The organism is Promicromonospora sp. NPDC023987 (genome assembly GCF_040639055.1).
Classification (GTDB): Bacteria; Actinomycetota; Actinomycetes; order Actinomycetales; family Cellulomonadaceae; genus Promicromonospora.
Window position 1 is genome coordinate 86871 of sequence record NZ_JBEZZF010000007.1, and the last position, 11947, is coordinate 98817.

9 protein-coding genes, 3 tRNA genes and 1 riboswitch are annotated in these 11947 nt (G+C 70.6%); of the genes, 9 read left to right on the forward strand and 3 right to left on the reverse strand.

The window, feature by feature from the left end; translation table 11 throughout:
• Position 1 precedes the first annotated feature (1 nt).
• Entirely contained in the window at positions 2-1987 is a 1986-nt protein-coding gene (locus AB0F40_RS05690; protein ID WP_357465078.1) for an acyltransferase family protein, read from the forward strand.
• Here the strand turns inward: AB0F40_RS05690 and rarD are convergent.
• Positions 1984-2892 carry an EamA family transporter RarD gene (gene rarD / locus AB0F40_RS05695; RefSeq protein ID WP_357465080.1) on the reverse strand — a complete coding sequence of 303 codons (909 nt, stop codon included), beginning with the start codon at positions 2890-2892 and terminating at the stop codon, positions 1984-1986. The genes AB0F40_RS05690 and rarD overlap by 4 nt on opposite strands.
• A gap of 136 nt (positions 2893-3028) precedes the next feature.
• On the opposite strand from rarD, the gene AB0F40_RS05700 reads away from it, so the two are divergent.
• From AB0F40_RS05700 to AB0F40_RS05730, 7 genes are all read left to right on the forward strand, one after another.
• A tRNA-Tyr gene (locus AB0F40_RS05700) sits at positions 3029-3110 on the forward strand.
• Between the two features lie 294 nt (positions 3111-3404).
• Positions 3405-3477: transfer RNA gene (locus AB0F40_RS05705), tRNA-Thr, on the forward strand.
• 86 nt (positions 3478-3563) lie between these two features.
• Positions 3564-3640, forward strand: a tRNA-Met gene (locus tag AB0F40_RS05710).
• 84 nt (positions 3641-3724) lie between these two features.
• The gene (gene rpmG, locus AB0F40_RS05715; protein WP_013837798.1) at positions 3725-3895 is read left to right on the forward strand and encodes a 50S ribosomal protein L33; all 171 of its coding nucleotides are present in this window, start codon (positions 3725-3727) and stop codon (positions 3893-3895) included.
• Between the two features lie 25 nt (positions 3896-3920).
• Positions 3921-4406, forward strand: a complete 486-nt coding sequence (locus AB0F40_RS05720) for a MaoC family dehydratase N-terminal domain-containing protein (protein ID WP_357465082.1) — start codon at positions 3921-3923, stop codon at positions 4404-4406.
• On the forward strand, positions 4403-4825 hold the full coding sequence (locus tag AB0F40_RS05725; protein ID WP_357465084.1) for a MaoC/PaaZ C-terminal domain-containing protein: 423 nt from the start codon (positions 4403-4405) through the stop codon (positions 4823-4825). Before AB0F40_RS05720 ends, AB0F40_RS05725 begins: the two co-directional genes overlap by 4 nt.
• A 105-nt stretch (positions 4826-4930) precedes the next feature.
• A complete protein-coding gene (locus tag AB0F40_RS05730) occupies positions 4931-7180 on the forward strand; it encodes an N-acetylmuramoyl-L-alanine amidase (protein WP_357465086.1) in 2250 nt (749 codons plus the stop codon).
• Between the two features lie 74 nt (positions 7181-7254).
• Here AB0F40_RS05730 and AB0F40_RS05735 read toward each other — a convergent pair whose 3' ends face one another.
• Complete coding sequence (locus AB0F40_RS05735; RefSeq protein ID WP_357465088.1) at positions 7255-8646, reverse strand: C39 family peptidase; 1392 nt, start codon at positions 8644-8646, stop codon at positions 7255-7257.
• 164 nt (positions 8647-8810) lie between these two features.
• Positions 8811-8916, forward strand: a riboswitch (TPP riboswitch).
• Between AB0F40_RS05735 and thiC the strand changes: the two genes are divergently transcribed.
• Positions 8914-10698 (forward strand): phosphomethylpyrimidine synthase ThiC, encoded by a 1785-nt coding sequence (gene thiC / locus AB0F40_RS05740; RefSeq protein WP_357465090.1) that lies wholly within the window; start codon positions 8914-8916, stop codon positions 10696-10698. (Overlaps the previous riboswitch by 3 nt.)
• Positions 10699-10775: 77 nt before the next feature.
• Here the strand turns inward: thiC and AB0F40_RS05745 are convergent, their stop codons facing one another.
• Positions 10776-11897, reverse strand: a complete 1122-nt coding sequence (locus AB0F40_RS05745) for a LacI family DNA-binding transcriptional regulator (RefSeq protein WP_357465092.1) — start codon at positions 11895-11897, stop codon at positions 10776-10778.
• Positions 11898-11947: the final 50 nt, after the last annotated feature.

The following is an 11947-nucleotide window of genomic DNA, read 5'->3' on the forward strand; positions in this document are numbered from 1 at the left end:
CATGAACCTGACGACCGGAAACGAGACGAGGGCGCTCGCGGCGCCGTCCGGCACAGGACGCGCAGCGGGGCCGGAAGCGGGCCACGGGACCGGGCGGGACGCGGAGCGCGCCGTCGGGCGCGCCGGGCACCTGCCGGCGCTGGACGGGCTGCGCGGGGTGGCGATCCTCGGGGTCCTGCTGTTCCACGCGGGTCACCTCGGCGGCGGGTTTCTCGGCGTCGACCTGTTCTTCGCCCTGTCCGGCTACCTGATCACGGACCTCCTGCTCCGGGAGATCCGGGTCAGCGGAACGGTGTCGCTGTCGGCCTTCTGGGGGCGGCGGGTCCGCCGTCTGCTGCCCGCGCTGGTGACGCTGCTGGTCGGCGTCACCGTGCTGACCTGGGCACTGGGCGACGCCGATCTCCGGCGGTCCGCGCTGTCGGACGGTCCGTGGGTGCAGGCGAACCTGGTCAACTGGCACCTGCTCGGGGAGTCGGCCGGCTACTGGGAGGGACTCGGTGCGAGCCGGGTCTTCGGGCACCTGTGGAGCATCGCCGTCGAGGAGCAGTTCTACCTGGTCTGGCCGGTGCTGCTCCTGCTCGTGGCCCGTCGGTCGCGGCGCGTGGAGACCTGGGTGGCCTGGACGGCGGTCGCCGTGTCGGTGGCCTCGCTGGTCCTCATGCTGGCGCTGGTCGACCCTGCGGACACGACCCGCGTCTACACCGGCACCGACACCAGGGCCTTCTCGCTGATGCTGGGCGCCCTCGTGGCCACCGAACCGGTGCGGCGCGCAGTGGAGCGGCTGGTCGGGCGGCCGGCCGGCGTGGCACTGACCCTCCTGGTCGCTGTCCTGGCCGGGCTCTGGTGGATGGCCGACGGCGAGGCGTCCCCGTGGCTGTTCCAGGGCGGGCTGTTCGCGCATTCCCTGCTCGCCGCCCTGGTGGTCGTGCTCTGCGTCCGCGCGCCGGGCAGCCTGCCCGCACGAGCCCTCGGCTGGCGTCCGCTCCGTGCGCTGGGGCTCATCTCCTACAGCCTGTACCTGTGGCACTGGCCCGTCTTCCTCCTGCTGTCCGAGCAGCGGCTCGGACTGACCGGGTGGCCCCACACCGTGGTCGTGTGCGCCGTCTCCATCCTGCTGGCGACGCTGTCCACGGTCCTCGTGGAGAACCCGGTCCGGTTCCGTGCCGGGTGGGCCAGGGGTCGTTCCGGTCTGGTGGCCTTCGTCGCGGCCATGGTCGCGCTGGCTCTGTTCTGGGTGGTCGTCCCCCGACCGGCCGTGGCCGAGATCGACGCGGGTGCCGTGTCGGGTTCCGAGCGGGGCTCTGAACCGGGGCAGGGTTCCGGGCCCGGCTCGGGCTCCGGCGCGGAGCTGTCCACGGTCCTGTTCATGGGGGACTCCATCGCAGCGGGGGAGGCCCTGCCGCTGGACGCGGCGATGGCGGCCAGCGGCCTCACTTTCGAGTCCATCGCGGCCGACGGCGGGGGCGGTGTGGTCGGTCCGCTGGCGGAGTCGACCTGGGCGGACCTGCCCGGTGCCATCGCCTCGGCAGAGCCGGACGTGATCGTCTACCAGCTCACGACCTACGACTGGGGTACCGCGCAGGAACAGCGCGACGGTTACGAGCGGCTCGTGGATACCGCCGCGGACGCCGGGGCCGAGCTCGTGCTCGTCCCGTCCCCGCCGATCCGGCCGGACGACTTCTACGCACCGCACATGGACGAGCTCGACCGGGCGGACGACGTCGCCCGGGAGGTCGCGGCCGGCTCGGGCGGACGTGCCGTGGTCCTCGACAGCTCGGCGGTGTGGGGCGACACCTACCAGCAGGAGCGCGACGGCAAGCCCGACCGGAGCGCCGACGGCATCCACACCTGCCAGCAGGGTGCCGCCCGGTTCGCCGGCTGGCTCCTGGACGAGCTGGCGGCGCGCTACTCCGGCTTCGTCCCCGCAGACCCGCAGGAGTGGGTGGACGACGGCTGGGCGGCCGACGCCCGCTTCAAGGGCTGCTAAGGCCGCACCCTGCGGACGCGCGGCGCCTTCCTGGACTGATGGATGCCGTCGGTGGTGAGCAGCACGAGCGCCACCCAGATCAGGATGAACCCCACCCAGCGCGCGGCCGGCATGTGCTCACCGAAGATGAGCAGCCCGACCAGGAACTGCAGGGCGGGGGTCAGGTACTGCAGCATGCCGACCACGGAGAGGGGCAGGCGCCGCGCGGCGGCACCGAACAGCAGCAGCGGCAGGGCGGTCACCACGCCCGACGCCATCAGCAGGAGCGAGTGGCCGATGCCGTGCCCGGTGAACGTCCCCGAGCTGCCGAGCCAGACGAGGTAGGCGATGGCGAACGGGGTGGCGACCACCGTCTCGACCGCCAGGCCCGGCAGCGCGGGGACGGTGCGGCCCACGCGGTTCTTCACGAGCCCGTACATGCCGAAGGAGAGGGCGAGGCACAGCGAGATCCAGGGCAGCCCGCCGAGCCCGATGGACAGCACGACCACCGATGCGACGCCGAAGGCGACCGCCAGCCACTGCACGGGCCGCAGCCGCTCGCGCAGGATCAGCACGCCGAGCAGCACCGTGAGGACGGGGTTGATGAAGTAGCCGAGGGCGGCGTCGAGCACCCGGTCGGTGAGGACGGCGTACACGTACACGACCCAGTTGATGACGATCAGGACCGCCGCGACGGCGAGCGTGCCCAGGACGCGCGGTGAGCGCAGGGCATCGCGAAAGGCGCCGAGCTGGCGCATGACGGCGAGGGCGATCAGGCAGAACGCGAGGCTCCACACCACCCGGTTGGCGACGATCTCGATGGCGCCGGCCGGCTCGAGCAGGGGGAAGAACAGGGGCATCGCGCCCCAGAGCAGGAAGGCGCTGATCCCGAGGGGCAGGCCCCAGCGGTCGTGGTGTTGTGTCACGGCGTCACGATAGGTCTCGTGGTGTTGCGCCGACCCCGGTGAGCCCTGCTGGGCCCTGTGGGACGCGTCACCAGGCGGGGCCGTCATTTCGATTTCTCGCGAGGGCCCGGAGGGCGCTATGGTTGGGCACGTTCACGGCTGGTTGCCCGAGCGGCCAAAGGGATCTGACTGTAAATCAGACGGCTCAGCCTACGTGGGTTCGAATCCCTCACCAGCCACGTGATGAAGAATCAGGGCGTGACCAGCGACAGCGCTGGTCACGCCCTGATTCGTTGCTGGCTGGTCGCTCCGGTATCGACGGGACTGGCCCAACCGGGTGTACCTGCGCCGGTCCGCTGTGAGCATGCGATCGGGCATGGTTCGCGGCGCTGAACCATGCGCAGGTGCATGCTGGTGGCGGACTTCGCGACGGGCGCTCCGTAGCCGGTCGATCTCGGTCTGAGCGACGCGGCGTACTTCACATCCGATTCGATTTCACGCCAGGCCGGAGGGCATGTAGAGTCTTCCTCGCCGCCCCGATAGCTCAGTCGGCAGAGCGTCTCCATGGTAAGGAGAAGGTCAAGGGTTCGATTCCCTTTCGGGGCTCTGTGATCGACGCGGGGTCGTCCGTCCTCCTCATCGGCTCGCTGATGAGAGAATAGCGGCGGACGGTCTCGCGTTCAGTCACGCGCGGCGGGGTAGCTCAGCTGGTCAGAGCGCACGACTCATAATCGTGAGGTCGCGGGTTCGAGCCCCGCCCTCGCTACCAAAGCAAGTACATCCGTCCGGCGTTACTGCCGGACGACGAGAAGACACATGGCGCCTCTCCCATCGAGGCGCGGAGGTGAGAGCCATGGCAAGCAAGAGTGCGGATGTCCGCCCGAAGATCACGCTCGCATGCGTGGACTGCAAGGAGCGGAACTACATCACCAAGAAGAACCGTCGTAACGACCCTGACCGCCTGGAGCTGGCGAAGTTCTGCCCGCGCTGTGGCAAGCACACGTCGCACCGCGAGACTCGCTGAGTCTCGGTAGCAAGTTCACACCGACGTGGCGAACGCTGACTTCGAGGGCCGGGTCTACCCGGCCGACGCTCCCTACTCCGTAGGCCGCGAGAAGATCCGCGAGTTCGCCAGTGCCGTCGGTGCCACGCACCCCGCGCACCACGATCTCGTGGCAGCGCGGGGTCTTGGCTATCCGGACCTTGTCGCTCCGCCCACGTTCGCCGTGGTCGTGGCGCAGCGCGCCGAGTCGCAGTACATCAGCGACCCGTCCGCCGACATCGACTTCTCGCGCGTGGTCCACGCGGACGAGCGCTTCACGCACCACCGCCCGATCGTCGCAGGCGACGAGCTGACGACGGTGCTGCACGTGGACCGGATCATCTCCCGCGTGGCCATCAGCATGGTGACCACGCGGTGCGAGATCTACGCGATGCCCGAGAGCGTCGAGGTCCCGTCCCCCGAGGCGGACACACCGGGCGAGCACGTCGCCACCGTGACGTCCACGCTCGCGATCCGAGGTGAGGACGCATGAGCCGCCCCGACATCGCAGGCCTCGCCGTCGGAGACGTGATCGGCACGCGCACCGTCACCTTCGACCGTGCGGCGCTCGTGCGTTACGCGGGCGCGAGCGGCGACCTCAACCCGATCCACTGGAACGACAAGGTCGCAGAGGGCGCGGGTCTGCCCGGCGTCATCGCGCACGGCATGCTCACCATGGGCACCGTCGTCGGCCTGGTCTCGGACTGGGCGGGCGACCCGGGCGCCGTCGTCGACTATCAGACGCGGTTCACCAAGCCCGTCGAGGTGCCGAACCCTGGCACCGCGTCCATCGAGGTCACCGGCACGGTCGGCGTGATCGACGCCGATGCCGGCACGGTGCGCGTGGACCTCGCCGTCACCGTCGACGGGGCGAAGGTCCTGGGCCGCACCCAGGTACTCGTCCGCCTCTGATCGCAGCAGTTTCGGGTTATCGACCCGGGACCCTTCTCATGCGCGCCCGGATCGGGTGTGATTCTCTCGTCCACGTTTGTACGGAGTCGACGAGAGGATCTCCGCGTGACGTCACGACGGCGCACTACAGCCTTGGCCACGGCGGCCGGCCTGCTCCTTCCACTCATACCCCTTTCGGCGGCCGATGCGGCATCGACGGCGACCGACGACGGCGTCGTCGCCTGCGCCGCTGTCCTTGCCGCCGGCTCGCTCGACGAGGCGTTCTCGGCGGCCGCCGACGTCACCGGGGCGCCTGCTGACCTGCTCAAGGCGGTGTCGTACATGGAATCGCGCTGGGACCAGCACGCAGGCCAGGCCAGCGCCGACGGCGGCTACGGGGTGTTCAACCTCGAGGGCGCGGGCGGGCTCGGCCACGCGCACGGCGACGGGCTTCCCCTGTCGGCCGTCAACGACAAGGCGGGGCCGGCGCGCGAGGCCACCCCGGAGCTCGCCCGCGCGGCGGCGCTCACCGGTCTCGACGAGGCGACCCTGAAGTCCGACGCTCAGGCCAACGTGTGCGGTGGCGCAGCCCTGCTCGCGTCCTACCAGGCCCAGGCAGTGCGGGACGGTGCGGTCGACGCCGGGCCGGCCGCTTCGACGTCGGCCGCCCTGACCGCGTGGGAGGGCGCAGTGGCCCGCATGAGCGACGTCGATAGTTTCGCTACACAGGTGTACGTAACCCTCCGTGAGGGTGCCGGCACCACCACCCCCGCGGACGGTGCTGTCGTCCTCACCGGTAACCGCGACGTCGTCGTGCCCCGCGACGCGAGCACGAGCGACCCGGAGACGGACTGTCCAGAGGACCTGGGCTGCGAGTGGCTGCCCGCCCCGTACGAGAAGGCCTCGCCGGACCTCCCGGACGACACGGGGGACTACGGCAACCACGACCAGGCCGACCGCACCGGTGCGGGCGGGCCGTCGCTGGACTACATCCTGATCCACGACACCGAGACGGCCTACCAGCCCACGGTGAACCTGGTGCAGGACCCGAGCTACCTGGCGTGGAACTACACGCTGCGCTCCTCGGACGGGCACGTGGCGAACCACCTCGACCCGGCCGACGTCGGCTGGCACGCGGGCAACTGGTTCCTGAACATGCACTCCATCGGCCTGGAGCACGAGGGCTGGGCGGGCACGGGTGCCTGGTACACGGAGTCGATGTACCAGTCGTCGGCTGCGCTGGTGCGCCACCTCGCGGCGGAGCACGACATCCCGCTCGACCGGGCGCACGTCATCGGGCACGACCAGGTGCCGGGCATCCTGCCCGGGTACACCAAGAACGTGCACTGGGACCCGGGCCCGTACTGGGACTGGGACCACTACTTCGAGCTGCTCGGTGCTCCCATCGGCGGCGACCTGGAGGGGACGACCGACGTCCAGCCGGGCGACGTCGTCGAGGTGCGCACGGGGTATGCCGACAACCCGAACACGGTGACGGGCTGCGAGCAGGCGTCGCCAGGGTCGGGGGACTGCGCCGAGGGAGCCGGTACGAACTTCCGGTACCTGCACCAGTCGCCGTCCGACGACGCGCCGCTGGCGAAGGACCCGGGCTGGAAGCCGGACGGCGCCGACGGCACCACCTACGCGAGCGACGTGAGCGCGCGCGTGCAGTCCGGCCACAAGCTGGTCGTCGACCGGGTCGAGGGCGACTGGCTGGGCGTGTGGTGGGCCGGGTCGCTGGCCTGGCTGCACAACCCGGCCGACCGGCCGGTGGTGGTGCCGGCGACGGCGAAGACGGTCACCGTAGCGGGTGACGACCCGGCGCCCGTCTTCGGCCGGGCCTACCCGGAGGCGGCTGCCTACGAGGACCACCCGGGCGTCCCGGTGCAGGAGGTCACGCCGATCGAGTACCAGGTCGGTCCGGAGCAGACGTACGCGGTGGCCGACGACCACGTGGCCTCCGACTACTACCGGGCCACCACGTTCGACGGCTCCGGGCCGGGCGACCGCACGGTCGTGCGGGGCGACGACGTGTACTACCAGGTCTGGCTGGCGCACCGGCACGTGTTCGTCAACGCCGACGACGTCGAGCTGCACGACCCGGTGGTCGCGGACGTGTCCGGTCCGACCATCGAAGGCCGGGCCAAGCCGGGCAGGGTCCTGACGGCCGACGCCGGTACGTACCTGCCGGACGACGTCGACGTGAGCTACCAGTGGCTGCGCGACGGAGAACCGGTGCGCTGGGCGACCGGTTCCCGGTACCTGGTGACGGGCCGCGACCGGGGCGCCGAGCTCACGCTAGAGGTGACGGTCTCGGCCCCCGGGCACACCCGGGCGACCTACACCTCACCCGCGCGGCCGGTCCCCGGCCGCTAGCCCTCCGTTGAGTGCGGGATATTCGTCCTCAGATCCCGTTTCAAGGGGCGAATATCCCGCACTCAACGGGTGGGTCACCAGTTCGGGGTGACGCCTCGGAGGTTGCGGGGGAGCTTTACGTCGTGCGGGTGGTAGACGTAGGTGATGCCGTCGGTCGACGTCTGCCACACGCGCTCGAAGTTCTCCCGCGTGTACACCGAGCGCACCGCCTCGTTGCTGGCCTTGTTCGGGTCGTTGATGATCGGGTCGCCGTCGGCGGTGAACCCGACGAGCGCGACGAGGTGCCCGTTGGTGCCGTAACCAGCCTCGGGCATCTCCTCCTCCTCGAAGTTGATCGAGAAGATGAGCGGGATCCCGGCCTCGATGAACCGTTCGGCCTCCGCGAGGGAGCGCAGCCTGGTCACGAAGGACTCCAGGCCGAACGTGCTCGCGTAGGCGGCGTTGAAGGGCCAGTTGCCCGCGCCCTCGTACGTGTAGTCCCAGGTGCGCATGGCGGCGTAGTCGACCTGCGGGTCGCCGTTCGGCGCCTCGATGCCCTCCAGCTCCGCGGGCGGGACCTCGCGGCCGTAGGAGTAGATCACCATCGTGGACGACGTCGGCGAGCACCACACCTGACCGCCGCCCCCGAACTCGGGGTACTCGCCGCGGTGGATGTTCTGGCTGAACCCCGGCACGTCGAGCTCGACCTCTCGCCCGAGCGTGAAGTCGGTGGTGCCGGTGTAGTGCGAGTCGGGCAGGTACTCGTTCGTCATGGTGCTCACCGAGTCGAGCCGTGGCGAGACGCGGGTGCCCTCGGGCCGGTACAGCGTGGCCCGGGTCTGGAACGCGTCCGGCTCGTGGCCCGACTTCGCGACGTAGGTGTCGGTGAACAGGTATGCGTCCGCGTCGGTCTGGCCGTTCACCGACGTGCGGTGGATGTCGCCGACGCTGCCGTCGGCCGGCGCGAACTCCGCGCCCGAGGCCCAGCGGCTCATCACGAACCACTTGGTCCAGGTCCCGTCGGCCTTGCGGCCGCGGAACTCGATCTCCACCCAGGTGCCGGTGGGGGTGACGGCGTTCCACGAGCTCACGGACTCGTCGATCAGGTAACCCGTCTCGATCACGGGAGACGTCCACCGGCCCGTCTCGTAGGTGACGGGCGTGCCGTCGCCGAACGGGTCGGTGTACTCGACGGTGTCGCCGCCGCGCTTCAGCACGAGGCCACCCTTGGCGCCCGGCCGCAGGTTCGATGCCTCACCAGCCCGGAGCTCGCGGTACCCGTCCCACGCGGTCAGCGTGATCTGGTTGTCCGACGCCGCGGTGTCCGGCTCGGGCTCGCCTGCCGCAGGCGCCGCACTCGCCACGATCCCTGCCTGCACCACGAGCGCTCCCGTCGCCGCCAGCGCGAACGCCCTTGTCCGCAGCTTTCCTCGAATCGACATGCCTGCCTCCATGTCCTTGGCCCGCTTCTGGGGTGGAGCGAGCATGGTGCCTTCTCTACCAGAGCGGGGCGCGAGACAGAAGGGCCTGCGCCGACGGGTGCTTTCGAAGTCAAAGCTACTTCGCTTTGCGGTGTCGGAAAGCGAAGAAACTTTGACCTCGAAGGAGAGGTCAGACGACTGATACCGCCTCCGCAGTGCTAACGTCGTGCGCGATCCCACGGGTGCCTCGCGCAGGGGCTGAGATCGGGCTGGACGGCCCGGGACCGTTGAACCTGTCCGGTTAACACCGGCGTAGGAAGCAGGAGTCTGATGATGGAGAACACCCAGTCCCGCACGCTCGCGTACCAGTACGAACGCGACCACGAGCACGACGGCGGGCACAGCGCACCGCACGAGGACACCGGTCTGCGGGTGCCGGTCACCGAGATCGCCCTGGCGCCGTCGCCGGACGGCACCCCGAACGAGCCGGTGCGGGTCTACCGCACGCAGGGCCCCGGTTCCGACCCGGTCCGCGGGCTCGCCCCGGCCCGCGAGCCCTGGGTCGTGGCGCGGGGAGACACCGAGGAGTACGACGGCCGCCGTCGGGCCCTGGCTGACGACGGGCGTGGTGCGCTGCGCCGCGGTGCCGCCACCCAGGAGTGGCAGGGCGAACGACGTCGGCCACGCCGGGGCCTCCCCGGCCGGACCGTCACCCAGATGCACTACGCGCGCCAGGGCGTGATCACGCCGGAGATGCGGTTCGTCGCGGTCCGCGAGGGCTGCGACGTCGAGCTGGTGCGCAGCGAGGTCGCCGCGGGCCGGGCGATCATCCCGAACAACGTGAACCACCCGGAGTCGGAGCCGATGATCATCGGCAAGGCGTTCCTGGTGAAGGTCAACGCGAACATCGGCAACTCGGCCGTCCACAGCTCGATCGCGCAGGAGGTGGAAAAGCTCGAGTGGGCCACCAAGTGGGGCGCCGACACCGTCATGGACCTGTCCACCGGTGACGACATCCACACCACCCGGGAGTGGCTCCTGCGGAACTCGCCGGTACCCATCGGCACCGTGCCGATCTACCAGGCCCTGGAGAAGGTGGACGGCGACGCGAGCGCGCTGACCTGGGAGATCTACCGCGACACCGTGATCGAGCAGTGCGAGCAGGGCGTCGACTACATGACCGTGCACGCGGGCGTCCTGCTGCGGTACGTGCCGCTCACCGCCGACCGGGTCACGGGCATCGTCTCGCGCGGCGGGTCGATCCTGGCGGGCTGGTGCCTGGCGCACCACCAGGAGAACTTCCTCTACACCCACTTCGACGAGCTCTGCGAGATCTTCGCCCGGTACGACGTCGCGTTCTCCCTCGGCGACGGCCTGCGCCCGGGATCCCTCGCCGACGCGAACGACGCCGCGCAGTTCGCCGAGCTCGACACGCTCGCCGAGCTGACGAAGCGGGCCTGGACCCACGACGTCCAGGTGATGGTCGAGGGGCCCGGACACGTCCCGTTCCACCTGGTGCGGGAGAACGTCGAGCGGCAGCAGGAGCTCTGCGACGGCGCACCGTTCTACACGCTCGGCCCGCTCGTGACCGACATCGCACCCGGGTACGACCACATCACCTCGGCCATCGGCGCCACCGAGATCGCCCGGTACGGCACCGCGATGCTCTGCTACGTCACGCCCAAGGAGCACCTCGGCCTACCGGACCGCGACGACGTGCGCACCGGCGTCGTGACCTACAAGATCGCCGCGCACGCGGCCGACGTCGCCAAGGGGCACCCCGCGGCCCGCGACCGGGACGACGCCCTGTCCAAGGCCCGCTTCGAGTTCCGCTGGCGGGACCAGTTCAACCTCTCGCTCGACCCGGAGCTCGCCGAGGCCTACCACGACGAGACGCTCCCGGCCGAGGCCGCGAAGACCGCGCACTTCTGCTCGATGTGCGGGCCGAAGTTCTGCTCGATGCGGATCTCGCAGGACATCCGCGACGAGTTCGGCGGCGTGCAGTCCCAGACGGCGCTCGCGGACGCGGTGGTGGCTGACGGCATGGCCCAGAAGTCGGCGGAGTTCCGGGAGTCGGGCGGCGACGTCTACCTCCCGACCCCGCAGATCCGCAACTGACCCCATCGTTGAGTGCGTGATATTTGTGGGCCAGCGCCTGCTGAACCCACAAATATCACGCACTCAACGGAGGACGGTCAGGTCAGGTTTGGGACCGGGCCCGTGGTTGTGCCCTCTACCAGGCTGACCGGGAGCACCACCGACTCCGGCTCCTCGCCCGCGAGCAGCGCGATGACCGCCAGACCGAGCGCACGGCCCTTCTCGACGAGGGGCTGGTGCACGCTGGTCAGCAGGTCGGGGGAGAGCCACGGCAGGTCGAGCCCGTCGAACCCGGCCACGGACACGTCGTCGGGCACGCGCAGGCCGAGCTCGCGGGCAGCGATCACGGCGCCGGCGGCGAGCAGATCGGAGTGGGCGATGATCGCCGTCGGACGGTCCCGGGCGGGGGCCCACTCGGACAGGATCTCGGTGGCGGCGTCGCGCCCGTGCTCCACGAGCGAGGCGGGCGTCTCCCACGAGATGACGGGCTCGATGACGTCCCGCACACCGGCCAGCCGGTTCCGGGTGGGCGTGCGCTCCGCGGTGGCGAGCCGGTCGGCGTCGACCGGTCCTGAGCGCTCGTCCCGGCCGAACGGCAGTGCGATCTCCGCGATCCGCGTGTGTCCGAGCTCGACCAGGTGCCGTACCGCCTCCGCGGCACCCCGGCGGTCGTCGACGCTGACCACGGGTACGCCGGGCACGTGCTGGCCCTCGCCGATCACCACCGGGACGCCCCGGCGCTGCAGGGCAGCGAGGTTCGGGTCGTCCTTCAGGGTTCCCCACACGAGCACGGCCACGTCCATGGCGGCGGCCTCGACCAGCGGGTCGACGGCGGGAGGCAGCCCGGCCTCGGCCGCGAGCCCGACGGAGTGGGCGGTGGTGCCCTGCGGCATCCCGGGAACGAGCAGCACGCCGAGCCCTTGCTCGCCGATCGCGGAGACCAGGCCGTGCAGCACCTGCGTGGAGACAGGGTCCCGGAACGACCGGCCGAGCTGGTCGCCGATCACCACACCCACGATCCCGGACCGCCCCGACCGGAGCTGCCGGCCCAGGGGGTTCGGCCCGGAGTACTCGAGCTCGCGGGCGGCGGCCAGCACCTTCTCCCGGGTCTCGGGCGTGATGGGTCCCGCGCCGGAGAACGCGAGCGACGCGGTGGAGACGGAGACACCTGCCAGCTCGGCGACCTTCGCGAGGGTCGGTCGTACTGTCTGGCGGTTCATCGCGGGTTCCTTCTCTCGATCGGGCACCGGTGGTGCAGGACCCAGGAATC

Bases quoted from the DNA above. Each gene is read 5' to 3' on its own strand.
- AB0F40_RS05690 (WP_357465078.1), top strand. From the start codon at position 2: ATGAACCTGACGACCGGAAACGAGACGAGGGCGCTCGCGGCGCCGTCC.
- rpmG (WP_013837798.1), top strand. From the start codon at position 3,725: ATGGCAAGCAAGAGTGCGGATGTCCGCCCGAAGATCACGCTCGCATGC.
- AB0F40_RS05725 (WP_357465084.1), top strand. From the start codon at position 4,403: ATGAGCCGCCCCGACATCGCAGGCCTCGCCGTCGGAGACGTGATCGGC.
- AB0F40_RS05735 (WP_357465088.1), bottom strand. From the start codon at position 8,646: ATGCTCGCTCCACCCCAGAAGCGGGCCAAGGACATGGAGGCAGGCATG.
- thiC (WP_357465090.1), top strand. From the start codon at position 8,914: ATGGAGAACACCCAGTCCCGCACGCTCGCGTACCAGTACGAACGCGAC.
- AB0F40_RS05745 (WP_357465092.1), bottom strand. From the start codon at position 11,897: ATGAACCGCCAGACAGTACGACCGACCCTCGCGAAGGTCGCCGAGCTG.